The sequence below is a fragment of the Capnocytophaga sp. G2 genome (assembly GCF_035282625.1).
In the GTDB taxonomy this organism is placed as follows: Bacteria; Bacteroidota; Bacteroidia; order Flavobacteriales; family Flavobacteriaceae; genus Capnocytophaga.
Window position 1 is genome coordinate 261,548 of record NZ_JAYKBU010000001.1, and the last position, 25,154, is coordinate 286,701.

The window sequence follows — 25,154 nt, forward strand, 5'->3', positions numbered from 1 at the left end:
TAGGTAATATGTTTATTATGAGTAACTTAAAATTAACAATTCTGAAGAAATGGGAATTTGATAATGAATTCTTCTTTGTTTGTGCTTCAATTTTGCTACCCGATGGCACTGCGGTAATCCTAACTTCGGATCATACCAATTGGCATAAATATTACGCCCTTGTCCTTTCAACCGAAGGCGTCAAAAAGATTCCCATTGAATATACCCCGATGTCAAACAGAGATTATCCTGTCCTTTTCAGATATAAAGAAGGGTTCGGCATCATCATCTCGGCAAAAGAGGTGCGGTATTATTCAGATATGCATTCGTCACCGGAAATAATTCCGATAAAAAATAAATCATTGCTAAGATATAACATTGTACCGGAGAAGGCTCAGCAGAGGTATTTTCAAAATATATCCGATAGCCAAACGATTCCTGTTTGTTTTGAAAATGAAGTTTATTACGGCAATGCAAGAAGTTTCGCCCTTTTAGAATTCGATGATACAGCCAAAACTGCCAAATGGAAAACCTTTTCTTGCATAGATAAAAAAGCATTTACATATCGTGACAACAGAACCACCGACACTCCAAAAATAGACAGTCTTAAAATATTGGATAAAAGAATTTACGCCTTCATTCCGGGTGAGAGTTCATCATCGGTCAATAAATGGGGAATGGATTATTATGCTCTCGCACAAATTTCTGCCGAAGGGAAGGTAATCGAGAAAATTATCGAATCGGACAATCTGCATACCGATCATAAAAAACACGGTGTTAATGGGTGTTTTACAGACTCAGAGTATGTGATACTAACACCTCTCTTTAAAACAGATGATTGGAAGGGCAAACAAAAAGTCTTTTCGCTCACCACACGCGAATATTGCGATATTACTCTACCCAAAGGAATGGCAAAACACAAACTCGAAAATATCACTGGCGAACTTTGCTTGACCTCTCTTTTCGACAGCGGTTTAAAAGAAGTATCTTTGTGTAATTATATTAACATATAAGTTGCAGGAGGTGTTACGGTTTTGAAGGACAGAACTCTAAACATGGAACTCAATGAGTAAAATATGGAGAAACATCGTTGCTTGTACACAAGAAGAGGTAAAGGCAATCTTTAGAGAACTTTATGCTTCTGTAGATTTTGGAGCTTATATAGCCCCACAAGATTACTTTGTGTCTTACATCTTCAAGACAGAGGAAGAACTCAGCAAAGCAAAGGAAACGGGATTACTGCAAAAGATAAACGATTGTCATAAAAAACTGTTGCATGAGAAAGAATACCCAGGGGAAGGTATAAAGGACTGTACTTTTGCCTCTCAGGAGGATTGTGATAAGGAATGGAACGGAAATTGGTATCATTATTACAAGTAAAGAAACAGCACCACAACAAGCTATCAAAGGAATTTTCTATTGGAACCACACCAAAGTAGCAGATAGATACGATCTTTTTAATAGATTACAGAAATAATTATTATTTTTGTACTCGAATTAATTAAAAAGGAATGCTTAAAAAAATTCTTAAACGTATGTTATACACTATCCTTGTCTTCGTTGTTGTGATAGGTATAGGAGCGACTTCTGTACTGAACTTGCCCAGTTTTGGCAGAACTCCTTCAGGCGAACGCTTAGTGCGTATCCAGCAATCGCTTAACTACCGAGAGGGTAAATTTCAAAATTTAGAGCCTACTCCACATCTTACTCCTAACGGTAATATATTGAAGAACTTTTATCGCTACTTTTTTCCCGATGCACAAGACCTAAAGCCCAATACCGTACTTCCTGCCGTACAAACCAATTTGTACACCTTACCCAACAAACCAATGGTATGGTTTGGGCATTCTTCTTATTTGCTGAACGTAAACAATACCAGAGTTCTTATAGATCCTATATTTCACTCAGCCTCCCCTTTCTCTTTTATGGTGGAACCTTTTGAAGCAACTTACAACTATTTGTCTGCCGATATACCCGATACCATTGAGGTGCTTGTACTTACGCACGACCATTGGGATCACCTGGATTATACAGTGATGAAAGAACTAAAAGACCGTATTCAACATGTTGTTTGTCCGCTGGGGGTAGGGGCTCATTTAGAGTATTGGGGCTTCGCTCCTACTAAGATTACTGAATTGGATTGGCAAGATGAAACTGCTATTGAAAATCTCAAATTCTTCTGTTTACCTGCACGTCATTTCTCAGGACGTGGACTTAATAGAGATCAGTCATTGTGGGGTTCGTTTATACTCGAAACAGGTACTTACACTATCTATATAGGAGGAGATGGGGGATATGGCAAGCATATTGCTGAAATAGGTAAGCACTTTCCTCACATTGATTTAGCCCTAATGGAAAATGGACAGTATAACCAAAGTTGGCGCTATATACACCTTTTGCCCAAGGACTTGCGCAGAGCAATGAACGAAATAGGAGCAAAGCGTTATTTCACAGGGCATAACTCCAAATTTGCATTAGCAAAACACTCTTGGTACGAACCAATGCGCAACGTACAAGTTTACGCTAAAGAAGACGGGTTGAATGTCATCACTCCTAAAATAGGTGAAGTAGTACATATTGATCAACCTAATGAACAGTTTGAAGTGTGGTTTAATTAATAAAAACAGACCAATGAACAGACGAGAACTTTTAGAAAAAGCCCCTATTCCTATTGCATTTTTAAAATACGCCTTGCCAAGTATCATTACCATGTGTTTCTTTGGCTTACAAAACTTAGTAGATGGTTATGTGGTGGGCAATTACGTAAGTGAAAAAGCCTTAGGAGGAGTGAATATCATCACCCCTCTTTTCAGTTTTGTAATGGTGGTTGCGACGATTGTGAGTATTGGTTGCCAGACCTTAGTAAGCCAAGGGTTAGGGGCAGGTGATATTAAGAAAGCACAAACGGCTATGAGCACAGGCTTTTGGGGCTTGCTCATCAATAGTCTTGTGGTGATGTCTGTACTGCTGGTAGGGATGCAGTGGTTTATTAGTCTTTTGGGGGCTGATGAGGCGCTTTTCCCCTACGCATACAACTACTTGCGAGGAATGGTATGGTTTATCCCCACTATTTCTCTTTGCTTCTACTTTGATATGATGCTCAAGAGTCTTGGCAGGCCGATCACTTCTACGGTGATTATGAGTTTGTTAGTCTTGCTCAATATCGCTCTGAGTTTGTTGTTTGTATTGCAATTCAGATGGGGTGTTATGGGTACCAGTATTGCCACAGGTATTGCCTTTACGATAGCTGCTCTTATCTCGGGGACGATATTGCTTAAAGGGCGATATTCGGTACGCTTGCTCAAAGGACACTTTTCATTCTCCTTGCTGTGGCGTGCCAGTTACAATGGTTCTTCCGAAGGCGCTTCGGAACTCTCTTCGGCACTTAGCATTCTCATTATTAACAATGTAATTATACGGCTTATAGGAGCTGAAGGGGTATCGGCTTTTACAGTAATGAACCTCACCAATTTTATGGGTGTATTGCTTTTTTTGGGTATTTCGGATGGGATGATTCCTGTGATGGGCTATCTGTTTGGAGCGCAACAATTCGGTAGGCTCAAAGCTTTCTTTCACTTTATCGCCAGAACTAATTTTGTGATAGGAATTATCGTATTTGCTATCTTACAATGCTTTGGAGAGTCCATTATTGTACTATTCGTAAAAGATCCGCATTCACATGTAGCTGAAATTGCTCATCAGGGGCTGCATATCTTTTCGTATGCTTTTTTAATAAATGGATTTAACATCTTAGTTACCAGCTTCTTTACCTCTATAGGCAATGCCTTAGGATCTATCGTGATTGCTGTTTTGCGAGGGGTGGTATTCATCGGAATTGGGATGCTTATCTTGCCTGCCTTTTTAGGCGAACAAGGCATCTGGCTTACTCTTGTGCTTTCGGAAGTGCTCACTTTGGCAGTAAGTGTGTTCCTTGCCCGAAGGTCGGTAGTGTTTAACGAATGAGTTTTACTTGGTGAGCTATGAGTGTTTTCATTTGAGTAATAGCGGTTTTGTTGAGTTCTACTAAGCGTTCAGCTTGTGGGATACCTTGCCTAATAAGAAGGGCATTGATACTCTCTAAATTGCTCAATACTACCAACTGTTCTAAGGAGGCTTCATCACGAATATTACCTTCCTTATCAGGGTGTGCTTCCCGCCATTCTTTGGCAGTGATGCCGAATAGGGCAGTATTTAGTAAATCGGCTTCGTCTGCATAGATAAGTTGCATTTGCTTTTTGGTAACTTCTTTAGGAATAAGGTTTTCTTTGATCGCATCGGTATGGATATGATAATTGACCTTGGCAAGGGTACGTTGTAGGTTCCATTGGAGCTTTAAGCGGCTGTTTTCTTCTTCTTTAAGCCGCTGGAATTCTTTGATGACATACAGTTTGAATTCTATTGAAATCCAAGAGGCAAATTCCATAGCAATATCCCTATGAGCAAAAGTTCCTCCATAACGTCCTACCTTAGATACTATACCTATGGCATTAGTAGCTTCAATCCATCGTTTGGGGGTTAAGACAAAACTATTGAGTCCTGTTTGTCTTCTAAACCCCTCGAATTCGAGGGGGTTAAAATTAGGGTTATTGAGAATCTCCTAGAAACCTAGTAATTCAACTGTATTTCGGTTTCTTAGCCAATTCTGTATAACAGTATCAGTATGTTCAGTTTCTTTGTATCGTGCAATATCTGTTAGTGATATATAATGGATTTTCCCTAACTTTGTACTTTCAAAAACTTTTCTAATATGTCAAAAAGCAAAAAGCTCAATGTACAAGGTGTAGCTATTACCTTTTATGAAAATGAAAAAAATGATCAATTATCCTTATCTTTGCCACAAAAAAGAACATTATGAGTTTAGAATCGATCATTACCCATTACAGAAATTGCTTAGCTGCATTGCCTTACGCCATACTTATAGGCGAAATACCCGAAGGAGCTGAAAGTATTCCTCAAGAAGTATCGGATTGGGGAGTTCCTGCTTATAGTGCTTTTCTGAAGCTTTGTAATGGTGGGTCTTTTGGAGATGTCATTCTCTGGAGTACGAAGGAGTTGTTAGATAACCAATATCGCATTCCTTCTGACCAACCTTCATGGTGTGAGATCGGGCAGCTGCTGTATGCGCCTCTTTTCCTTGATAAGCATACCCAACACTTAATTTTTCCTGCCGATAGCTATGAAGGTATTGAGGAGATTGATGTTGATTTTGATACTTTTGTAAAGGAATACATCTTTGGTAGTAAGTACAAGGAAAAAATTATAGGTTATGACGAAGCCAATGATGATTGGTCAGATTTTTTAAATTAGAACATCTAACAACCCTTAATATTTGGGAGCAAACCAAAATTATTGATGGAAAGATTTCATTTTTAAATCAAATGCAAAATCTAAAGAAGATAGATATAAGAAAATATACACACTACCACTGAAGCTAATTGGCTAATTTTTACTATCTTTGCGAACAAATACTTTAGGACGATATGTTTAAAAACTTCACCCTTATCATTGCTTTGTTACTTACTTCTTTAGCGCAAGCACAAAAAGAAACTTCAATCCGTCATATCGATATCCTCGCTTATGACTCTGATGGGGAACTTTATTTTTATGCTCAAAAACAGAAAGACAAGTTTTTAGAGTTGGAATTTGATGCTCAAGAAGATGAAAATGTAGATAGAAATACCGAAGTCTATGACCTCAAATTGGTTCATTATAATGAGGAGAATTTAGAGACACTGGGCGAGATAAAAGAGGACGACAAGAAAATTATCTACCTCAAAGATATCCAACGCACTACCCCCAGCGATTTTGTAGGCAAAACCTTTAAAACACTTCCTCCTATCTATGACAAGGATACTCAAACAATTGTCAAGATACTTAACCCTCACTTGGCTCTGTTATGTGATATCGACACAGAAGAAGAAAATCCTTATCAAAGAAAAGATTATTATGCACTACACACTATCCATCTAAAAAAGGGGCGAAACATTTACCTCTTAAGTTATGGACGAAATATCGAGGATTTTATTGTACCCTTAAAAGATAAAACCTTGTTTTTAACTGGCAGAGAGACAACGGTACTTGCGCCAACTCAATACCCTTCGTCCTATAAAGATGACTTTATAAGCTATGAGCCAGAAGAGCATCTCATAGTTAGCCCCAAAGGCAAGCGTTATGAGCTTATTAATACCTATAAAGAAAAAGTGCTTTCTGGCAGATATGATACAATATATTATAGCAAATTTGGCATTATAGCCAGAAGAGGGAGCAAATTTGTACTCTATGATAGTTACTTACAAAAGAAAACATTTAAGCAGATGCGCAGTGCTTATTTCTACCGCAATGGTATTGAGATGCTTAACAACCAAGGAGCAGCATATTACACAATAGATGGCGAACGTATAGAGAAATTCCCAAAAATCAGTTACTCACTCTGCGGAACAGTATATGAAAGTCGTTATTCATTGAAAAAAGACCTTAATAAACCAGAATCTCCACATTATATGCTTTATGGTTTTGGAGGCTTTGCTTCAGATTTTGAAGCTGAAAAACGAAACTATCTTTCCGATAGAAGTGCCGACGAAACACTTTCTTTCATTGATGGTAGTAGGTATTTTGTATGGGATGATAATGACTTTTTTGTCGATAACATTTACCATCATCCCGAACTCATTCGCGTACAACGAGGGAACAAATACGGATTGTTCAAATATAATTATCAAAAGATTTCAAAAAAAGAATTATATATTGAAGGAATAGAGGAAGATAAAGAAAATGAAGAAGGAAATAGTTATAAACGCAATGTACGCAAATATGCTTCAGCTCATCTCACAGGAGAAGAACAGCTCCCTATCATCTACGATAATATTGAGCAACATAAGGATAGGCTTATCTACTTCTACAAAGATAATAAAATAGGAATTTACCCCCAACATAAAAAGGTTTTATACGAGAAAATAGAACCCCAAACCCGCTCTTTCTATCATATTGTAAAGAAAGGAAAAAAAGGTTATTTAGACATCAGAACAATGAAAGAGTATTTCTAAACCTTCACTACTTCTATACTTTTGAAATCACAAATTCCTCACTGTATTAGCAAATGAAAAAGAAAATGATTTATACCCTTATAGCCATAGTATTGTTCTTGCTTGGGAGAGGGGCTTACTATATATTCCGCCCAACGCTTTTTGCAAAGCCTATGGGTAAGTATGCTATTGGTACGGTGAGCTACTGGGTAACTGACCCCGATAGGGAAGAGATTTTTATCACAGATAAACACCAAGCCAGACAAATCCCCATACAAGTGTGGTACCCCGCCGAAAAAACCTCTCAGAGTGATTACGCTCCTTATATCCCTGAAGCTACAAAGGTGAGCGAGGCTATTTCGGAACTTTTGCATATTCCGAAGGCTTTGCTTTATCCCTTGCAATTCAAGCATTCTAATGCCTTAGAAAAAGTCCCTATAAGCGATGATAAAGCGCAATATCCTGTTCTCTTGTATCTTACAGGACTTTACGGCCACCGATGTATAAGCACTTTTCAGATACAAGAGTTAGTCTCTCAAGGGTATATAGTGGTAGGTATTGATTGCCCAATGGCGGTAGCCTTGGCAACGTTCTCTGATGGCAGCACACTCCAGAGCCAGCCGCGAAGTGTAATGGATCCCATGCTTAATGATAGCTTAACAGAAGAAAACCCTCTTTTGAGTTATAACGGAAAGACCTTTGAAGGGGGACTGATAGCCTACTTTGCCAAAGATGTATCGCGAGTAATAGATTTTCTCACCACACTCCATACAGATGACCCACATCACCTTCTTACCAATAGGCTCAATATGGATAAACTGGGAGCTTTTGGAGTCTCTCTCGGAGGAGTTATCGTATCGGAAGCCTCGTGGAAGGATAGACGTATTAAGGCAAGTTTGATTATGGAATCACCCATTCCTAAGAAGATAGCACAAACAGGTTTGCCTGTTCCTACCATGGTTATTACACGTCCGGCAGAAAGTATGCGTACTGAGCGAAAGAAATCGGGAGGATGGACAGAAAGTGACATAGAGCAGCATCTCAGTACAATGAGGGCTTTATTTGAGAATACAGCGGAGAGTGAATTTGTACAACTTCCTGATATGTTCCATGTGGATTTTACCGATGTACCTTTATGGATTCCTTTTGCTCAGCTATTAGGATTGAGTGGTAGCACCCCTATTGAGGAAACACATGATAAACTGAATAGCCTCACACTTAAATTTTTTGAAGAATACTTGCAATAATTATTAGCACATTATATGAAACTTCTTTTTACTTTTTTATTATTCCCACTCGGAGCGGCAGCACAACCTATTATAAGTTGTTGAGGCAGTAGGCGAAAGTATGTAGCCCCGCAACCGTGCTTATAGTAGGCAACCCTAAAGTAGGAACTGCCCTAATGCAGGAAAACCCTCGGTTGGCTATTGAACTCCCTTTGAAAATTCTCATCTGTCAAATTATTTGAAGAACGCAAGGTGCGTACCATTTGGGACGACTCAAAAAAGAGGGAAATGAAACAGTGTCAAATTGTCACCAGTTGAAATTAGAATCTGCTGATGGGAAAATACGCCTAACTGAAGTGGCTGAAAGAAGTGGATTTAATGATTACTCCAACTTTGTACGCGCTTTCAAAAATATAGGGGGAGTTACCCCAACCCAATACATAAAAATAGAATAGTCAGTGGCGCTTACTGTCTACTTTTGATAGAATCTGCCCCTAATTCATCTCCCCGCTTAGCGTATCTCGTCTTGGGGGAGCAGACAATCCATTAAATAACTCTCTGTAAGTCTTGGAGAATACAGTCACAACCTATCTTTTTTCGGCGCACGAAAATAAAATTATCTAAACAAATAATCAATGATCAATTAAAAAAGAATTCGTAAATTTGTCATCTGATTATACCTGTGATCTGTAATCTGAAAAATAATGTAATATGGTAAAAAGAATCCTCTTGATCTTTCTTTTAGTGCTTTCCGTAGGGGCAAATATAGTACTTATCAGAAAGATGTTTGTCGGCAACACCCAGCCTCTTCCCAATGATACCCGCGAGAGTATTCTCGTGAGTCAATCTAATAGGGACTTTGTCATGCATGAAATGCGCACTTTTGTAGAGGCGCTTCACCAAATCAATATAGGTATAGAACAGAATGACCCTGTGCTTATTGCCAAAGTGGCACGTGCTTCGGGTGGCTCTGTGAAGGATCATGCCCCTGCGGGGTTACTTGCCTCTATTCCTATAGGGTTTAAGAAGATAGGTTTTGATACCCATGATAGGTTTGATGCCATTGCCCAAGAAGCGGAAAAGAACTTTGACCCTAAGGTAACTCAACAACAGGTAACCGAACTTCTGGGGAATTGTGTAGCTTGCCATAAAATGTTTCGTATGGACGTAAGTTCAAGTAAAAAGTAAAGTTGCATTTAATTATCTTAAGTTAATTTCCTTTTACGAAAAAAATTCTATTTTTGTACCAGAATTTAATTTAATATTTTTATGAATTGTAAAATAATAAAAATTGTAAGTTACCTCTTGTCAGGATTAGTAACCCTCATTTTTGTTGGAACAGGGTGTATGAAATTCACAGGAGGAGAGCAAAGTGCCCAAATGGCAGCTTTGGTAGGGGGAGAGACCACCCTATATATTTTAGGAGGCTTGCAACTGCTCTTCGCCTTGCTTTTCTGGATTCCCCGCACGGCTATAGTAGGTTTTCTCCTAATGGCTTGTTATATGGCAGGGGCTATGGCAACACACTTGGTGATCAAGGAATCCTTTGTGCCACAAACCGCTATTGAGACCCTTATCTGGATCGCCGGTTTCGTTCGTTTCCCTGAGCTAAGCCAGCGATTCTGTAGCTGTAGTTGTAAGAAGTAAATGGTAACAACAAATAATTATAAATTCCTCATTGAAAAGTGAGGGATTTTTTTGTACATTTGCCTACGTATTTGTTTTGTATGGATTTTGATCGTATTAAAAAGAAACTCGCTATCTTGGCTGATGCGGCTAAGTATGATGTCTCCTGTTCCAGTAGTGGGAGTCATCGCAGGGGCAAGAAGGGCGAATTAGGTAATGCTGCCCCATGGGGGATCTGTCATTTCTTTACGGAGGACGGGCGGTGTATCTCCCTACTCAAAATCCTACTGACCAATTACTGCATCTACGACTGTGTGTATTGTGTCTCTCGTCGCAGTAATGAGATACCTCGTGCCGCTTTTAGCGTACAGGAGGTAGTGGACTTGACCCTTAACTTCTACCGAAGAAACTATATAGAAGGTCTCTTTCTAAGTTCTGGGGTATTCAAAGATGCGGATACAACTATGGAACGCCTTGTAAGAGTTGCCAAAAAACTACGAGAGGAGGAGCACTTCAACGGATACATCCACTTGAAGACCATTCCTGGGGCAAGTGAACTGCTTATCCATCAGGCGGGACTCTATGCCGATCGCCTCTCTATCAACTTGGAGATTCCTACCAAAGAGGGGCTCAAGTTATTGGCACCTGAGAAAGACCACAAGCAAATGGTTGCCCCTATGCAACAGGTGAAAAATGAGCTGGCAATCACTACTTTGGAACGAAAGAAATTCAAACATACCCCCAAGTTCGCCCCTGCAGGACAAACCACCCAGATGATTATCGGGGCTACCGAAGAGACCGACCAGAAAATCATTAAGGTAGCCAGCTATATGTATGATAAATTTCAACTTAAACGAGTGTATTACTCTGGTTATGTACCTGTATTACAGGATAGTCGCTTACCTTCTATCTATACCCAAGTACCCATCGTACGGGAGAATCGCCTCTATCAAGCCGACTGGCTGATACGCTACTATGGCTTTGCTCCTGAAGAAATCCTTGAAGGACAACCCTTTTTGGACTTAGAGATAGACCCTAAACTCGCTTGGGCATTGCGCAACCCGAACCTCTTCCCTGTGGATGTGAATACCGCTCCCCGCGAGATTCTCTTACGAATTCCTGGAGTGGGAGTACGCTCGGTGGAGAAGATACTCTCGGCACGTACTTTCCAAACGCTCACCTATTACTCCCTTAAACAAATAGGAGTTATCCTGAGCCGAGCGAAGTATTTTATCACTTGTAGTGGTGCAACCCCTTTGGCAGGAACGATGGAGAGTGCAAGGCTGCGCCGCCTTATCATCGCTAACAGCCAGAGCAAACAGAAAAATATTTATGACCCTATAATACCCTTCCCTAATTAAAAAATTGTTCTTATTTTTGCGCTCAAAATAGAACCTATTATAGAACACTTACACTGAAAATAAAACGTAAGATACTTTATATACCTCAAGCAGAGGTGATAGAAGATGAAAATCAAAACCTATAAAAAAATCAGCAAATTAGCTCATTACCTTGATATATTTACTCTATGATAGTTCCTTTGAGGGTTTCCTTACGGCAATCTTTACCACCTTTGAATATCGTTACTCTCAGGTATATATTGTAGCACAACATCACTATAGTCCCACACTCTTTGATGAGGAGCAAATTATATATACCAATAGTACTAAGGCTCAACGTGTGCTTACTAAGATAGAAAACTGTTGGGGAAAAGAAGGTGTATCGGTGGTGCTGAAGGCTTTCCTCTCGCAGGAGGAAAGAATAGAGAATGACCTTTTAGAGGCTATTTGTATGATGATTAGGCACCCTAAAGAGAAAGTATTAGATAATTTTGCTCATGGGGCTATTGTTCATATTCGAAAAGCCGCCAAGAGTGTAGGTCGTGAAGTGCATCGTCTTAAGGAGTTTGTTCGTTTTGAGAAGGTAGGAGAACTCTATTTTGCTAAGATTGCCCCTAAATATGATGTATTACCCTTAGTAGTACCTCACTTCAAGGTACGTTTTTCAGACCAGAAGTGGGTACTCTTTGATCCCGATCGGGCTTATGGTTTCTACTATGACCTCAAGGAAGTAATCTCCTTTACTCCATCTGACAAGGATTTTGGCAAACCCTCTCAACTCTCCGATGACTATCAGCGGCTTTGGAAAACCTATTTCCAGCATATTAACATTACAGAACGCAAAAATTCCCGTTATCAACTCAGTAGTATGCCTAAACGTTATTGGCAGTACTTACCAGAGGTAGAAGGATAGCCCTCTTTGCTATATCATATATGCTTTGGAGACTAAAACCTATAGGCAAACCCCATATTCATATAAAGAGGATACATGCTAAAGGTAATTGTTTTAAAATCCTTCTCAAAAAGATTATTAAGCCCATAAGAAAGATCCGCATATACACTTAGATGTTTGAAAGCGCGCCATGAAGCTCCTACCTGTTCACCCCAAAGCCAATATTGTAAGTGAGAGGAGAAATCATAGGAGGCACATTGTTCACCACTAAAACTTACTCGTTCTCCTATGGGGGAACCTTCCCGCAAACTACCATGACTCACAAAGCCTGAGAACTCTCCATCCATGCGATAGGAGAGATATATTCCTCCACGAATATCCCAACGTGAACTTAGCCGATAATTCACTCCTATAGGAAGTGTTATAAAAGCACTTTTGTAGTGAGTGCTTACCTCTCCTGTCCAATATCCTGCTACTCGACTTCCTTCATAGATGATTTCCGTACTGTAGTTCTTGACCATGGCTCCCGTATCCATCCCTTTTTCTTCAAGGCGCAGACCTAACCAGATACCTACATTAGGGTTACACGCAAGCCGCTTGGTTACAACCCCTTCTATGGATCCATTCAGCTTAGGGTTGTAGCTCAGTATCTTACGTATTTCTTTGGGCATAGGAAAAGGAGTTGCGCCTCCTATATTCACCCCTGCTCTTATCTGGTATTCCCAGCCTCTCTTCAGGGATTGTTTTAAGAACTTATTCTGTTCTTCTTGACCTGATAAGTTATAGAAGGTAAAAAGCAATAAAATAAAGAAGATATACTTTCTCATTTTTTCTATCTATTGGTAAAACAACTGCATTTCGTCCACGTAAAGAGTACTTCCTACAGCTCCGAGGAACTGAGCTCCCCCCTTACTGGAGGTCATCACAATAGCAAGATTATACTTGCCGGCTTGGAGCTTGGCAGGTTCTATCTTGCGTCCTTCTACAACAGAGAAAGGAAGGGAGAATCGCTTCCATTGTTCTGTTTGCTTGCCCTGGGGTAACTGTGCTATCATCACAATATTAGGATGAGTCTTTATATTAGTACCATCCAAGTAAGGTACTTCATGGGTAACTTCATATAACACAGCGTAAATATCACATTCATCCTTTTGATCAGGCACTTTTTGGCTGTTTTTATCGGTGAGCGTTTCTCCTGCAATGTATTTGTAATATCCTGTAAGAGCCAGGGGAGTCTTTCTAAAAGGAGTACCGAAGCGGGTGGATTTTGCCATATTTGCCATATTTATCTCAAAAGTACCGGTGAAGAGGTTGCCTGCTGCGAGAGGGGCTTTAAACATTTTCCCCAAGAAGCCGGTACTACGGGTAGTAAGTTTGGCACACTTCCCTTGATAGCCATTCTCACTTTGGCAAGTAGGATAATCCTCAGCGGGGGCTGTGCTATTGGTGATCAAAAAACCTGTGTTACCACTGCCCCAAGTCATTTCCTCTCCATCCACGGTATGATCATAGAAGATATGAAAGTATTGTCTCCCTCCATATTCATGAAAGCGGATATGCTCGAAATGATATTCTGTAGCTATATCACTGGTAATAAACTTTACGGTATAAGTTTTCTTCCATTGCCTATCCTCAGAGGTAACCGTATAGGTCTGTGGGGAGGAAAAGTCCCTTATGGTACCACTTTCAGGGACTATGGTTGCTCCTTGGGTAAGGGTGAAGCGAGGAGCAATAGCGGAGAGGTCATTCCAACTATTGGCATATAGCTTAACCTCATGGTTGGAGATGACAGGCTCGCGGATAAGTAAGTTACTTTCCACCTCACAGCTAAGGATATCTGCCTCAGCATTGGGAGCCTCTTCTTTGATACAGGAAGAGAGACCAAGCAGGATTCCCATAAAGGTAATAATATTCTTTAAGCTAAAGAATCTCATATTCATTCATTTTATTTTTTTGCTGTACTACCCAGTCATACTTATTCTTCATGATAAATAAATAGTCCCTTACAGGGAAAAACTATAAGGGACCATTTCTAAGTAAGGAGCTAACTAAAATTCAGGTTTTACGAGAATTTGATCTTTATAGTAGCTCCAGTTTTCAGCTGTCTTATAACTATTCTCAGTTCCTTTAGGAACGAAAATATTAGTTTTTATCTTAGAACCTGTATCAAGGGCATTAGCACTAACCAAAGTAGGTACCTCAGTAGCTTTCATGGTAAGTTGTTGGAAAACAAAACAAGCATAGAAAGCCATGTTATCAATTTTCTTTAAAGTGGCGGGTAAGGTTACTTTTTCTATATGTTCGCAACCTGAAAAGGCAGCCCTTCCTACTTCTTTAAGATCGGTACCATCTAAGTTGATTTCAGTAAGAGACAGACATCCTCGGAAAGCATCTTCTCCTATTTTGGTTATTTTTCCAAATTTTACTTCTTTTAGCTTACTACAACCTTGAAAGGCTCCTTTTGAGAGTTCTGTAAGATTGGGTAACCCCAAGGTAGTAATTCCTGTGCTGTTGAAGGCATCTTCTCCAATGGTTATTTTGGCAGAGGTGTTAAAAGTTACTCCTCCTTTAAGATTGGCACCATAGAAAGCACCTGTCCCTATTTCCTTTAAGTTCTTAGGCAATATGATGGATTCCAACTTAGCAGCTTGTCTGAAAGCATATTCTCCAATAGTGTTTACTTTTTGTAACTTACTATCGGACTCCATATCAATAGTTTTTGTATCAAGGTTCTTCCAACTTTTCAAGGTCAATCCATCTTCACTCAGTTCATAATCCTTAGCTGGGATATCATGATTATCATCGTCATTACTTTTACTACAGTTAGTAAAAGCTAAAGCCAAAGAGGCTAAAAATAGTATTTTTTTCATATCAATGTGAATTTAATTTGGTGCAAAGGTAAAAAATAATGTAATAGAGGAAGATTATTTAATGAAGTTTAACATTCAATATGGAGGCTTGACTAAGCCTAAGAATATCAAACAAATTATAATCTTTCATTGGCGGATTAATAAATTATCCTTAATTTTGCACACGTGTTTAGTAATATGTTTTTATCTTTGTGTAGAAAGTATACTTTTTCAGGTTTCATAAATATAGAAAAATATGTTAGTTAATTTCAATGACTTATCGGATACAGCACGAGTATGGATCTATCCTTGTAGTCGTCTTTTGAATCAAGAGGAAATCTCCCATATTACGGCGGATATTTCCCAATATCTTTCCTCTTGGGCATCTCATGGTAAGGGGGTTAAGTGTGGTTTTCAGTTGCGATATGACCGCTTTATTGTGATTGCTGCCGATGATAATCAGCATATTGGAGGCTGTTCCTTGGATGATTTGGCTCACTTTATCCAAGCCTTAGAGCAGAAATATCACCTACTTCTTCTGGATAAGATGAATGTAAGTTACCGTCGTGGGAATGAAATCTGTTATATCCCTCTAAGTGATTTTAAGAAGTTAGCTCAACAGAAAAAAGTGGATGAAGAGACTATTGTCTTCAATAATCTGGTTACTAACTTATACGAGTACCGGCATTTTTGGGAGACCCCAATGTCCAATAGTTGGCATAATAGGTTCCTTAAATGAGAAAAAGGTAATAGGTAACTGTGTTTGTTACTTATTACCTTTTTTATTCTTAAAAAGTAATTATTTTTTAGCTTTTACTTTTACGACTAACTCCACTTCATCATTGATGAATTTGTCCTTCAAATCTGCAAATACGGATTTAGATCCATAATTCACTCCAAAGTCTACACGATTGATATTAAAAGGTTGGCTCTCAAGAGTTACTTCACTATCGGTAATAGTTAGAGTAGCGGGGAAGGAAATAGTTTTTGTTTTTCCTTTGAGAGTAAGGTCTCCGCTTACATTAGTTCCGTCATAAGAGGTAAGCTTAAAGGATCCAGTAGGGTAGGTTTTTACATTGAAGAAATGATCCGCACCGTTCTCTTCTCCAGTTCCTTTTAGGTGCGCTTCAAGGTCAGCTTTACCTTCATCCTCAGTAAGGTCAGTTACTGAGATTGTGTTCATGTCCAAGGTGAAGTCACCACTTACCTTGCCATTATCTATAGTAAGGCTACCACTTTTCAGGTTAATAGTTCCTGTATGGCTCCCTGTGGGTTTTCTCCCTGTCCATTCTATGACAGAGGAAGGTTCAGCCATATAAGTACCCTCTCCCGCTACAGCAGCAGATTGCTCTGTAGGAGTCTGGGATGTTTGTTCTTGGTTATTAGCATTGTTTTTGCAACTTGCTACCGATAGAGCGAGAATAATCGCTCCTGAAAGTACCATCTTTTTCATTAAAAGATCTATTTATAATTAATAAGGGACAAAGATAACCTTTATTTATTTAGTATTTGCTAACAAAAAGTTAAAGTTAATGATTGGGATTTATCGTCCCATATAAATGAGCAAGATGCTAATATCGGCAGGAGATACTCCACTGATGCGTGATGCTTGAGAGAGGGAAGTAGGACGTATTTTCTTGAGTTTCTCTCGTGATTCGAAGGAAAGAGAAGTCAGTTTGTCATAATTAAAATTCTCAGGAATACGAATATCCTCCAAACGGTTGAGCTTATCGGCATTGTTCTTTTCCTTCTCTATGTAGCCTGCATACTTAATTTCTATTTCGGTACTTTCGAGCTCCTCTTTTCCAAGTTGTTTTCTTTGTACAAACTCCTTTACGGATGGGATTTCCATAAGGGAAGCTACTGTAATATTGGGGCGAGCCAGTACTTTTGCCATTTTATCTCCTTGTTTCATAGAGGAAGAATCATATTTTTCCAGAATAGGATTTGCTTGTTCAGGCGTGATACTTGTATCCTTAAAGAACTGTACAAAAGCCTGCGTTTTAGCTTGTTTTTCTTCTAATAGGCGCATACGTTCTTCACTGGCTAATCCTAAGGCATATCCCATAGGAGTAAGGCGTGCATCAGCATTATCCTGTCTTAGCAGGGTGCGGTATTCAGCACGAGAGGTGAACATACGGTAGGGTTCTTCAGTACCCTTGGTAATAAGGTCATCAATAAGAACACCTATGTAGGCTTCATTGCGCTTGAGGACAAAAGGTGACTGCTCCTGTACTTTCCTTGAAGCGTTAATTCCTGCCATAAGCCCCTGAGCTCCTGCTTCCTCATAACCTGTAGTACCATTAATCTGCCCGGCAAAAAAGAGGTTTTCCACAAGCTTAGTCTCTAGGGTATGCTTCAGCTGAGTAGGAGGGAAGTAGTCATATTCTATAGCATATCCTGGTCGGAAGAATTTCACATTTTCAAAGCCTGCCACCTTACGCAGAGCCTCATATTGTATCTCCTCTGGTAAAGAGGTAGAAAAGCCATTGACATACATCTCCACAGTATGCCATCCTTCAGGCTCTATAAAGAGCTGATGATGGTCTTTATCTGCAAAACGGTTAATCTTATCCTCAATAGAGGGACAATAACGAGGTCCTACGCCATGAATCAATCCTGTGAACATAGGAGAACGGTCAAAACCTGTCCGTAATATATCATGTACTTGCTCGCTGGTATAGGTCATGTAGCAGTCCAACTGATGTATAAGGGGCTTTGTGATGGGAAGGAAAGAGAATTTTTCAGGATTTTCATCTCCTGGTTGAGGAGTCATTTTGGAATAGTCCAAAGAACGACCATCTACCCTTGGGGGAGTCCCTGTTTTCATTCGTCCCGCCTCAAAGCCATGAGCTACGAGAGACTCAGTAATGCCTTTGGCAGCTTTCTCTCCAACCCGGCCACCGCTGAGGTGCTTGAGTCCAACGTGTATAACCCCATTGAGGAAAGTACCGTTGGTAAGCACTACGCTTTTGCTATGGATAATGCTTCCCAGAGAGGTTTTTACTCCTATTACTTTATTGTGCTCTATGAGTACTTCACAAACCATTTCCTGAAAAAAATCAAGGTTAGGCAGCTTCTCCAATTGTAATCTCCAAGCCTCAGAGAAGCGCATGCGATCACTCTGCGCTCTTGGGCTCCACATAGCAGGTCCTTTGGACTTGTTAAGCATCTTGAACTGAATGGCCGTTTGGTCCGTAATAATCCCCATGTAGCCTCCCAGCGCATCTATTTCACGGACTATTTGTCCTTTGGCAATCCCCCCCACAGCGGGATTACAGGACATCTGAGCCATGTTCTGGAGTTGCATGGAAATAAGCAGGGTCTTAGCCCCTGTATTGGCAGCGGCAGCGGCGGCTTCACAACCGGCATGACCTGCACCTACTACTATAACATCGTACATTAATTGCTATTTTATAATTCTCTCTGCAATCCATTTGGCAATGAAAGCAGGTTTTTGCCCTCCTTCCTTCTGAGCATAAAGGAAAGTTTCTACTAAGGTCTTTTCTGCATTGAGGTATCTACCTTTACTCTTAAAGCCTTGCATATTATCCCCTAAGAAAGTTTCACTAAGGAAGTTGATATCATATTCCTTAATAACCCATTCTCGGTGGTCTCGCTCTCTCATCATATCCAAAGCCCATTGTGTATATTTCACATTATTAACATGGGAGTTAACATCAAGGTCACTAATCCTTACCCTGAAATCATTCACCTGGTACATCCCTTGAGGAAGCAATACCTTATCGGTATGGAAAGAAAGTCCGCCCTCTTCTCTGGGCATAAAGATTTCTTTTTTCTCAGTCATATCAATAGGCTTACGGGAGTGAATATCTAAGGTAATCCAGGTACTAGCACATTGACCTATTTTGCGTTCTCCTACATAGAGTTCAAACTCACGAAAAGCATGTATTCCCTTAAGAGGAAGTGACCAAGTATGTATGGTAACTTTTTCATTCCACTGAGGCCAGTAATCCATCTTGAGTTTCTGTTGAATCAAAGCCCAGAAGAATCCTTTGGCAACTAAGTCCTTATAACCAAAACCCAACACAGAGGCATGCTCTGCAGCAATATCCTGTAGCATTCCCAATACTCCATAGAGCCCTAACTGATTGTTGAGATTCACTTGAGTGCTACGTACCTTATATGTTTCTGTAAAGATAATCATAAAGAATGATTAATTTAATTGCTTGTTATATAATTAATTAGAAAAATATATCAACTTTCTACGATAAACGGTTAGGAGTTTGGATTTGGAAATGAAGCCCTTATACTTTCCATCCTTTATCACAGGTAAGTTCCATGCTCCTGTATTTTGAAACTTATCCATTACCTGGGTCATATTATCCACTCCCATCTGAATAATGGCAGGAGGCTTTTGCATCATCTCAAGAACAGGAATTTTATCATATAATTCCTTTTCAAAGATGAGATGGCGAATATCATCTAATAGAATGATTCCCTCCAGACTTTTCTTTTCCCTATCCAAAACAGGAAAGATATTCCTGTTAGATTCTCGAATAGCCTCATAGACTACCCCTCTTAGAGTCATATCTGTGTATACAGGGACAAAATTTGTCTCTATTACGCTTTCCATATCCATTAAGGTAAGAATTGCTTGGTCTTTATCGTGGTTAACAAGCTCACCCTTACGTCCAAGCTCCATCGTATAAACAGAGTATTTATTAAAATATTTCGCTATAGAGAAAGAAACGACTGCTGTAATCATGCCTGGGACGAAAAGAGTATAACCTCCTGTAACTTCGGCTATTAGGAAAATAGCCGTTAAGGGAGCATGGAGTACTCCTGTCATAAGAGCCGTCATTCCCATTAGGGTGAAATTAGGTAAAGGGAGCTTTTCAGAAAATAGATCTAACTGATTGATAATACGTGCAAAACAATTACCCATCACCCCTCCCATAAAAAGCATAGGGGAAAAAATACCTCCTACACCACCTGCTCCAAAGGTAACCGAAGTAGCTACTACCTTGAAGAGTACCAACCCTCCTAAAAGGAGTATTACTATCCAAGGATTCTGTAAATCCCACCCAAAGATATTAGAACTAAGAGAGAGTTCTGGATGACCTGCCTTAAGGTGATTAATAATTTCATGACCTTCCCCGTACAAAGGAGGCATAAGAAAGACCAGCAGTCCTAAGGTAGCCCCTCCTATAGCGATGCGTATATAAGGAGAGGAGAACTTAGAAAAGAACTTATTCACCCTTTCATACACAAAAGTAAAATAGGCGGACATCACCCCTCCCACTAATCCTAAAAGGAGATAAAAAGGAATATTCCTCATTAGGAAAGTTCCATGAATATTCATGGGTAACAACACTGCATTTCCAAAAAAAATGTAAGAGGTAAGGACTCCCGATAAGGAAGCTATGAAAAGAGGCAATAGAGAGGATAAGGTTAAGTCCAATCCGAATACCTCAATGGCAAAAAGAATTCCTGCTAAAGGTACTTTAAAGATAGCTGCCAAAGCTGCCGCACAAGCGCAAGCCAAAAGGAGCATCCTGTCCGACTGATTGATATGGAAAAACCGAGCTATATTGGAACTGATCCCTGCCCCTGTAACCACCATAGGTCCTTCCAGCCCTACAGAGCCCCCAAAGCCAATAGTAATAGGTGCCGTTAGTAAACTTCCATAAGCTTGGAAACGCTTCATGATTCCCTTTTGTTTTGCCACGGCATATAGAATAGAGGGGATCCCATGGCTGACATCCTTACGAATAATATATTTTTTTACCCAATATACCAATAAAAACCCCATAGCAGGGAATATTACATAGAATCCGTAATTGATATACTGAATGATGTTGCCCACTAACACCTCCTCAATGAAATGCGTAAAAGAACGCATTGCCAAAGCGGCAAAGCCTGTAGCTATTCCCACAATACCACAAAGCAACAGGATGAACTGGCGATGGGTAAGGTATTGGGTCTTCCATTGTAGGAACTTAATATACCAACGGCGTGTAGTGGTGTTCATGAATTATTATTTGAATTCTCTTTCATGTCGTTTGCGCTCATTCTCATCCAGATAAATCTTTCTAAGGCGCATATTCTTAGGAGTTACCTCCACATATTCATCTTTTTGGATATATTCTAAAGCTTCTTCTAAGGAGAACTTAATAGGAGGGGCGAGTTTTACCTTTTCATCCGTTCCTGCTGCACGTACATTAGTGAGCTTCTTGGTTTTGGTAACATTCACTACGATATCTCCACTACGGGAATTTTCTCCAATTACCTGTCCAGTGTAGATTTCCTCACCTGGAAAGATAAAAAAACGTCCCCTGTCCTGTAGCTTATCCAAAGAATAAGGAATGGCTGTTCCCTGTTCCATGGAGATAAGAGAACCATTAATACGTCCTGCAATTTCTCCTTTGAAAGGTTGAAACTCTAAGAAACGATGGTGTATGATTGCCTCCCCTGCGGTGGCGGTAAGCAATTGATTACGTAAGCCTATGATCCCTCGTGAGGGAATAATAAACTTAATAACCATACGCTCTCCTTTGGGTTCCATACTAATCATCTCTCCCTTACGAAGGGTAACAAAATCTACCGCTTTACCACTTACGTTCTCTGGCAGGTCAATGGTGAGTTCTTCTACAGGTTCACATTTTACTCCATCTATTTCTTTGATGATAACTTGAGGTTGACCTATTTGCAATTCATATCCTTCACGGCGCATGGTTTCAATAAGGACAGAGAGATGTAATACACCGCGCCCGTATACAATGAACTTATCCGCACTATCGGTGGCTTCCACCCTAAGGGCAAGGTTTTTTTCTAATTCTCGCTCTAAGCGTTCTTTGATATGTCTGGAGGTAATGAACTTACCATCTTTGCCAAAAAAAGGAGAATCATTAATGGTAAAAAGCATGCTCATAGTAGGTTCATCTATAGCAATGGTAGGCAAAGCCTCAGGATTCTCATAATCGGCAATGGTATCTCCAATTTCAAAACCTTCTAAGCCCGCAATAGCACATATATCACCGGCTTGTACCTCCTCTACTTTCTTGCGTCCTAAGCCGTCAAAAGTATGTAGTTCACGTATTTTGGACTTTACAATGGTTCCATCACGCTTCACTAAGGAAATATTCATCCCTGTCTTGAGGGTACCCCGGTGTAGGCGACCAATAGCAATACGTCCGGTAAAGGTGGAATAATCCAAGGAAGTGATAAGCATTTGCAAGCTACCTTGTTCCACAACAGGAGCAGGGATATACTTTACGACCATGTCCAAGAGAGGTTCTATACTCTGAGTAGGTTTACGCCAGTCTTCGGACATCCAATTCTGTTTAGCAGAGCCATATACAGTAGGAAAGTCCAGTTGCCAATCCTCAGCACCAAGTTCAAACATCAGGTCAAATACAGCCTCATGAACTTCTTCTGGGGTACAGTTCTCTTTATCTACTTTGTTAATCACTACAATAGGTTTGAGTTTCATCTCAATGGCTTTTTGTAGGACAAAACGTGTCTGTGGCATAGGTCCCTCAAAAGCGTCCACAAGGAGGAGGACACCATCAGCCATATTCAGTACTCGCTCCACTTCCCCTCCGAAATCAGCGTGTCCTGGGGTATCTATAATATTGATTTTTACTCCCTTATAGTTCACAGAAACATTCTTGGAAAGAATAGTAATTCCGCGTTCGCGCTCTAAGTCATTGTTATCCAAAATGAGTTCGCCTGTTTCCTGATTATCGCGGAAGAGGGCACAATGGTGAAGGATTTTATCTACTAAAGTGGTTTTTCCGTGGTCAACGTGTGCAATAATAGCTATGTTTCTAATAGCAGTCATATCATTATTTTTAGGGCGCAAAATTACGACAAAAAGTGAAAAACGAAAAATGAAAAGTAAAAAAATATGAATACTTTTTCTCCCTTAACGATTAACTCTCAACTTTTTTGTATCTTTGCCTCAGCAAATCTTTGTTTATGATGAAGACGATTTCCATATTCCTTTTTCTATGCTTCTTCTCGGTGTTTTCTCAAGAGAAAGCAGCTCCTGATTATATTAAGACTATAGAGTTTCGTCCTGCAGAGGATAGTCAAATGCAGTTTCCTATAGTAACATTGGGTACTCCCTTCACCCTTTCTTTTGATGACCTACATGGGGATGAAGCGGATTATTATTATACTATTACTCATTGTAATTACAATTGGCAGCCTTCGGGATTGCTTAAAAGTGAATATATCAAAGGGTTGGACGATGTTCGCATTACCGATTATAAAAATTCCTATGGTACCCTACAGCCCTATACGCATTATAGGCTTACTTTGCCTAATCAGGATACAGAGTTCCTTATCACAGGGAATTATCTTCTGACAATTACCGATAGTGCACAGAACCCTATTTTTACTCGTCGCTTTATCCTATATAGTTCCACTGCGGTAGTACAGCTCTCTGTACAACAAAGCCGTGAGGTAAAGTATGCTGAAACAAAGCAGAGTGTCCAATTCAAGATCACTTCCAAAGAACTCCAATTTCAATCTCCTAATACCAGTGTGAAAGTAGCTGTTTTGCAAAATTATCGTTGGGATACGGCAAAGAAGAACCTTAAACCTCAATTTGTATTAGGAAATGACTTGGTATATAAGTATGATAGAGAAACTTCCTTTGAGGGAGGAAATGAATATCTTTATTTTGAGACCCGAGATCTACGTTCTCCAACTTCTGGAGTATATACTTCCCGTCGTGAAGGAGAAAGATATGTATGCCAACTCTTTACGCAGACCCCACGAGAGGGACTTCCATATACCTATAACCCTGATATTGATGGGAATTTTCGTATCGTAAGTGACCAAGGTCAAAATGCGACCATCGAAGGAGAATATGCCTTAGTTCAGTTCAGTCTTGCTCCTAAAGGAATCCAACCTAATGACCAACTCTATGTGTATGGGCTCTTCTCCGATAATGCACTGATACCTGCCTATGAGCTCCATTATAATGAGAAGCAAAAGGTATATATGGGAGAGGTATACCTAAAACAAGGATTCTATAATTATAAGTTTGCCCTAAAGCGCAATGGTAAAACTGATTATAATACTATTGGCGGAAACCATTATCAAACAGAGAACACCTATACTGTACTGGTATATTACCGCTCAGTGGGCGACTTATATGACCGTGTGATAGGGATGGGAAATCTTGAGAGTACTAAGGTAACACGATAATTAGGAGAAAGTCAAAAAGAGACCTCTTTTTATGATTCTTTGTACTTTTGTACTTGTAGCATAAGGGAAAAGCAGTAGCAATATTATAGTGATTGTTAAAATGTACCTCAGGAATAAGTTTATTTACTGTTTGGTGTAGCTTCCTTCAACACGACCATTATGAGTTACTTTTATTTTGTTCTCTCCTTCTTTTTCGAATACAAAAATCTGCTTATAGGAACCAATTGTATAGTTAACCTTATAAGTATTATTTGTTTTCTGGTCTTTTATATCAGTTACCGGCAGTTTCTTTTCCTTAAAACAGTTGGTATTACCTAAGGTTATTTGGCAAAAGTCATCGGTTTTGAAGGCATAACCGAACTTCTTGTCATTGGTCGTCCAAGAGCCTTGAATCCACTTAGGAGGCAAGAATTTCCCCGTAGAAGCACCCCCTCCTCCATTACCATTGTTGTCATCGCTTTTGCCGCAAGCCATTACAGTTAGCATAGTAAGGGCAGCTAATAGAAATGCTTTTTTCATCGTTTGTTGCTTTTAAATGTTAATAATTACGACAAATGTACTATTATTTTTCTAGATTACAAAGTTTTTAACTGTTTTTCTTTCATATAAATTGCTACTTCTTCAGTTGAAAGTCGGCGTAACTGTTCTGGGGAACAATCTTTATAGTGTGGTGTTGTAAACAAAGGTTGTAAGCTACAGTGTTTTTGCTTATTTTGCTGCAAATAATCATTTAGTGCTTCTACAGAAGGAAAGATTTTATATTGTTTTCTGCCTTTAGTATCTTCTATTTCGTAAATACCGCAAGCTTGTTCCCATATTACTTCAGCAGCACGCAAATATAAGATAGCAATAGCAAGAGTTTTAAAAGGAAAAAGCGCACGGAACTTCCCTTTATCATCTACATCAGCACAGATACATCTGCCACAAGTGCAGCAGATGTATTGGCGGTGATGTAACAAACACTCTTCGGGACGTAGTAATGGAGTGATGCGCTTATCTGCAGCATAACACTCCGGACAAATATGAGCGGTTTGCAT

25 protein-coding genes and 1 pseudogene are annotated in these 25,154 nt (G+C 39.7%); 15 read left to right on the forward strand and 11 right to left on the reverse strand.

Going from position 1 to position 25,154, the window contains the following annotated elements; translation table 11 throughout:
• Positions 1-17 precede the first annotated feature (17 nt).
• The 4 genes from VJJ03_RS01355 to VJJ03_RS01370 all read left to right on the forward strand — a co-directional run bounded on the left by VJJ03_RS01355 (position 18) and on the right by VJJ03_RS01370 (position 3,942).
• Positions 18-992, forward strand: coding sequence for a hypothetical protein (locus VJJ03_RS01355; protein WP_323973366.1), 975 nt, complete (start codon positions 18-20; stop codon positions 990-992).
• A 52-nt stretch (positions 993-1,044) separates the two neighbouring features.
• Positions 1,045-1,359 carry a hypothetical protein gene (locus tag VJJ03_RS01360; protein WP_323973367.1) on the forward strand — a complete coding sequence of 105 codons (315 nt, stop codon included), beginning with the start codon at positions 1,045-1,047 and terminating at the stop codon, positions 1,357-1,359.
• Between the two features lie 131 nt (positions 1,360-1,490).
• Positions 1,491-2,597, forward strand: coding sequence for an MBL fold metallo-hydrolase (locus tag VJJ03_RS01365; protein ID WP_323973368.1), 1,107 nt, complete (start codon positions 1,491-1,493; stop codon positions 2,595-2,597).
• Between the two features lie 13 nt (positions 2,598-2,610).
• A complete protein-coding gene (locus tag VJJ03_RS01370) occupies positions 2,611-3,942 on the forward strand; it encodes an MATE family efflux transporter (RefSeq protein WP_323973369.1) in 1,332 nt (443 codons plus the stop codon).
• Here the strand turns inward: VJJ03_RS01370 and VJJ03_RS01375 are convergent.
• Positions 3,932-4,726, reverse strand: a pseudogene (locus tag VJJ03_RS01375) (KilA-N domain-containing protein). The gene VJJ03_RS01370 and the pseudogene VJJ03_RS01375 sit on opposite strands and share 11 nt — an antisense overlap.
• A gap of 104 nt (positions 4,727-4,830) precedes the next feature.
• Here VJJ03_RS01375 and VJJ03_RS01380 point away from each other — a divergent pair.
• The 9 genes from VJJ03_RS01380 (at position 4,831) to VJJ03_RS01420 (ending at position 12,106) form a co-directional block, all read left to right on the forward strand.
• Entirely contained in the window at positions 4,831-5,286 is a 456-nt protein-coding gene (locus VJJ03_RS01380) for a hypothetical protein (RefSeq protein WP_323973370.1), read from the forward strand.
• Positions 5,287-5,459: 173 nt separating this feature from the next.
• A complete protein-coding gene (locus VJJ03_RS01385; RefSeq protein ID WP_323973372.1) occupies positions 5,460-7,022 on the forward strand; it encodes a hypothetical protein in 1,563 nt (520 codons plus the stop codon).
• Positions 7,023-7,075: 53 nt separating this feature from the next.
• The gene (locus VJJ03_RS01390; protein WP_323973374.1) at positions 7,076-8,248 is read left to right on the forward strand and encodes an alpha/beta hydrolase; all 1,173 of its coding nucleotides are present in this window, start codon (positions 7,076-7,078) and stop codon (positions 8,246-8,248) included.
• Positions 8,249-8,403: 155 nt separating this feature from the next.
• The gene (locus VJJ03_RS01395; RefSeq protein ID WP_323973397.1) at positions 8,404-8,469 is read left to right on the forward strand and encodes a hypothetical protein; all 66 of its coding nucleotides are present in this window, start codon (positions 8,404-8,406) and stop codon (positions 8,467-8,469) included.
• 72 nt (positions 8,470-8,541) lie between these two features.
• Complete coding sequence (locus tag VJJ03_RS01400; RefSeq protein WP_253908247.1) at positions 8,542-8,682, forward strand: helix-turn-helix domain-containing protein; 141 nt, start codon at positions 8,542-8,544, stop codon at positions 8,680-8,682.
• A 256-nt stretch (positions 8,683-8,938) separates the two neighbouring features.
• Complete coding sequence (locus VJJ03_RS01405; RefSeq protein WP_323973375.1) at positions 8,939-9,415, forward strand: hypothetical protein; 477 nt, start codon at positions 8,939-8,941, stop codon at positions 9,413-9,415.
• An 81-nt stretch (positions 9,416-9,496) separates the two neighbouring features.
• A complete protein-coding gene (locus VJJ03_RS01410) occupies positions 9,497-9,874 on the forward strand; it encodes a DoxX family protein (protein WP_323973376.1) in 378 nt (125 codons plus the stop codon).
• An 80-nt stretch (positions 9,875-9,954) separates the two neighbouring features.
• Complete coding sequence (locus VJJ03_RS01415; RefSeq protein ID WP_323973377.1) at positions 9,955-11,214, forward strand: putative DNA modification/repair radical SAM protein; 1,260 nt, start codon at positions 9,955-9,957, stop codon at positions 11,212-11,214.
• 151 nt (positions 11,215-11,365) lie between these two features.
• Entirely contained in the window at positions 11,366-12,106 is a 741-nt protein-coding gene (locus VJJ03_RS01420; RefSeq protein WP_009744941.1) for a TIGR03915 family putative DNA repair protein, read from the forward strand.
• A 32-nt stretch (positions 12,107-12,138) separates the two neighbouring features.
• On the opposite strand, the gene VJJ03_RS01425 is transcribed toward VJJ03_RS01420, so the two are convergent.
• The 3 genes from VJJ03_RS01425 to VJJ03_RS01435 all read right to left on the reverse strand — a co-directional run bounded on the left by VJJ03_RS01425 (position 12,139) and on the right by VJJ03_RS01435 (position 14,955).
• Complete coding sequence (locus VJJ03_RS01425) at positions 12,139-12,912, reverse strand: porin family protein (RefSeq protein WP_009744942.1); 774 nt, start codon at positions 12,910-12,912, stop codon at positions 12,139-12,141.
• Positions 12,913-12,921: 9 nt separating this feature from the next.
• Positions 12,922-14,025 carry a PCMD domain-containing protein gene (locus VJJ03_RS01430; protein WP_323973379.1) on the reverse strand — a complete coding sequence of 368 codons (1,104 nt, stop codon included), beginning with the start codon at positions 14,023-14,025 and terminating at the stop codon, positions 12,922-12,924.
• 108 nt (positions 14,026-14,133) lie between these two features.
• Positions 14,134-14,955 (reverse strand): leucine-rich repeat domain-containing protein, encoded by an 822-nt coding sequence (locus VJJ03_RS01435; RefSeq protein ID WP_323973381.1) that lies wholly within the window; start codon positions 14,953-14,955, stop codon positions 14,134-14,136.
• Positions 14,956-15,190: 235 nt separating this feature from the next.
• Between VJJ03_RS01435 and VJJ03_RS01440 the strand changes: the two genes are divergently transcribed.
• Entirely contained in the window at positions 15,191-15,673 is a 483-nt protein-coding gene (locus VJJ03_RS01440; protein WP_009744945.1) for a hypothetical protein, read from the forward strand.
• Positions 15,674-15,733: 60 nt separating this feature from the next.
• Here VJJ03_RS01440 and VJJ03_RS01445 read toward each other — a convergent pair whose 3' ends face one another.
• From VJJ03_RS01445 to typA, 5 genes are all read right to left on the reverse strand, one after another.
• The gene (locus VJJ03_RS01445; RefSeq protein ID WP_009744946.1) at positions 15,734-16,387 is read right to left on the reverse strand and encodes a YceI family protein; all 654 of its coding nucleotides are present in this window, start codon (positions 16,385-16,387) and stop codon (positions 15,734-15,736) included.
• A gap of 90 nt (positions 16,388-16,477) precedes the next feature.
• On the reverse strand, positions 16,478-18,337 hold the full coding sequence (mnmG, locus tag VJJ03_RS01450; RefSeq protein WP_009744947.1) for a tRNA uridine-5-carboxymethylaminomethyl(34) synthesis enzyme MnmG: 1,860 nt from the start codon (positions 18,335-18,337) through the stop codon (positions 16,478-16,480).
• 6 nt (positions 18,338-18,343) lie between these two features.
• The gene (locus VJJ03_RS01455) at positions 18,344-19,102 is read right to left on the reverse strand and encodes an acyl-[acyl-carrier-protein] thioesterase (RefSeq protein ID WP_009744948.1); all 759 of its coding nucleotides are present in this window, start codon (positions 19,100-19,102) and stop codon (positions 18,344-18,346) included.
• 33 nt (positions 19,103-19,135) lie between these two features.
• A complete protein-coding gene (locus VJJ03_RS01460) occupies positions 19,136-20,929 on the reverse strand; it encodes a chloride channel protein (RefSeq protein WP_009744949.1) in 1,794 nt (597 codons plus the stop codon).
• A 6-nt stretch (positions 20,930-20,935) separates the two neighbouring features.
• A complete protein-coding gene (gene typA, locus VJJ03_RS01465) occupies positions 20,936-22,741 on the reverse strand; it encodes a translational GTPase TypA (protein ID WP_009744950.1) in 1,806 nt (601 codons plus the stop codon).
• Between the two features lie 137 nt (positions 22,742-22,878).
• Between typA and VJJ03_RS01470 the strand changes: the two genes are divergently transcribed.
• Positions 22,879-24,117: a DUF5103 domain-containing protein gene (locus VJJ03_RS01470; protein ID WP_416377837.1), complete on the forward strand. Its 1,239-nt coding sequence runs from the start codon at positions 22,879-22,881 to the stop codon at positions 24,115-24,117.
• A 123-nt stretch (positions 24,118-24,240) separates the two neighbouring features.
• Here the strand turns inward: VJJ03_RS01470 and VJJ03_RS01475 are convergent, their stop codons facing one another.
• On the reverse strand, positions 24,241-24,636 hold the full coding sequence (locus VJJ03_RS01475; protein ID WP_009744952.1) for a hypothetical protein: 396 nt from the start codon (positions 24,634-24,636) through the stop codon (positions 24,241-24,243).
• Between the two features lie 56 nt (positions 24,637-24,692).
• Complete coding sequence (locus VJJ03_RS01480) at positions 24,693-25,154, reverse strand: hypothetical protein (RefSeq protein WP_009744953.1); 462 nt, start codon at positions 25,152-25,154, stop codon at positions 24,693-24,695.

Bases quoted from the DNA above. Each gene is read 5' to 3' on its own strand.
- VJJ03_RS01355 (WP_323973366.1), top strand. From the start codon at position 18: ATGAGTAACTTAAAATTAACAATTCTGAAGAAATGGGAATTTGATAAT.
- VJJ03_RS01360 (WP_323973367.1), top strand. From the start codon at position 1,045: ATGAGTAAAATATGGAGAAACATCGTTGCTTGTACACAAGAAGAGGTA.
- VJJ03_RS01365 (WP_323973368.1), top strand. From the start codon at position 1,491: ATGCTTAAAAAAATTCTTAAACGTATGTTATACACTATCCTTGTCTTC.
- VJJ03_RS01370 (WP_323973369.1), top strand. From the start codon at position 2,611: ATGAACAGACGAGAACTTTTAGAAAAAGCCCCTATTCCTATTGCATTT.
- VJJ03_RS01380 (WP_323973370.1), top strand. From the start codon at position 4,831: ATGAGTTTAGAATCGATCATTACCCATTACAGAAATTGCTTAGCTGCA.
- VJJ03_RS01385 (WP_323973372.1), top strand. From the start codon at position 5,460: ATGTTTAAAAACTTCACCCTTATCATTGCTTTGTTACTTACTTCTTTA.
- VJJ03_RS01390 (WP_323973374.1), top strand. From the start codon at position 7,076: ATGAAAAAGAAAATGATTTATACCCTTATAGCCATAGTATTGTTCTTG.
- VJJ03_RS01405 (WP_323973375.1), top strand. From the start codon at position 8,939: ATGGTAAAAAGAATCCTCTTGATCTTTCTTTTAGTGCTTTCCGTAGGG.
- VJJ03_RS01410 (WP_323973376.1), top strand. From the start codon at position 9,497: ATGAATTGTAAAATAATAAAAATTGTAAGTTACCTCTTGTCAGGATTA.
- VJJ03_RS01415 (WP_323973377.1), top strand. From the start codon at position 9,955: ATGGATTTTGATCGTATTAAAAAGAAACTCGCTATCTTGGCTGATGCG.
- VJJ03_RS01425 (WP_009744942.1), bottom strand. From the start codon at position 12,912: ATGAGAAAGTATATCTTCTTTATTTTATTGCTTTTTACCTTCTATAAC.
- VJJ03_RS01430 (WP_323973379.1), bottom strand. From the start codon at position 14,025: ATGAATATGAGATTCTTTAGCTTAAAGAATATTATTACCTTTATGGGA.
- VJJ03_RS01435 (WP_323973381.1), bottom strand. From the start codon at position 14,955: ATGAAAAAAATACTATTTTTAGCCTCTTTGGCTTTAGCTTTTACTAAC.
- VJJ03_RS01440 (WP_009744945.1), top strand. From the start codon at position 15,191: ATGTTAGTTAATTTCAATGACTTATCGGATACAGCACGAGTATGGATC.
- VJJ03_RS01445 (WP_009744946.1), bottom strand. From the start codon at position 16,387: ATGAAAAAGATGGTACTTTCAGGAGCGATTATTCTCGCTCTATCGGTA.
- mnmG (WP_009744947.1), bottom strand. From the start codon at position 18,337: ATGTACGATGTTATAGTAGTAGGTGCAGGTCATGCCGGTTGTGAAGCC.
- VJJ03_RS01455 (WP_009744948.1), bottom strand. From the start codon at position 19,102: ATGATTATCTTTACAGAAACATATAAGGTACGTAGCACTCAAGTGAAT.
- VJJ03_RS01460 (WP_009744949.1), bottom strand. From the start codon at position 20,929: ATGAACACCACTACACGCCGTTGGTATATTAAGTTCCTACAATGGAAG.
- typA (WP_009744950.1), bottom strand. From the start codon at position 22,741: ATGACTGCTATTAGAAACATAGCTATTATTGCACACGTTGACCACGGA.
- VJJ03_RS01470 (WP_416377837.1), top strand. From the start codon at position 22,879: ATGATGAAGACGATTTCCATATTCCTTTTTCTATGCTTCTTCTCGGTG.
- VJJ03_RS01475 (WP_009744952.1), bottom strand. From the start codon at position 24,636: ATGAAAAAAGCATTTCTATTAGCTGCCCTTACTATGCTAACTGTAATG.
- VJJ03_RS01480 (WP_009744953.1), bottom strand. From the start codon at position 25,154: ATGCAAACCGCTCATATTTGTCCGGAGTGTTATGCTGCAGATAAGCGC.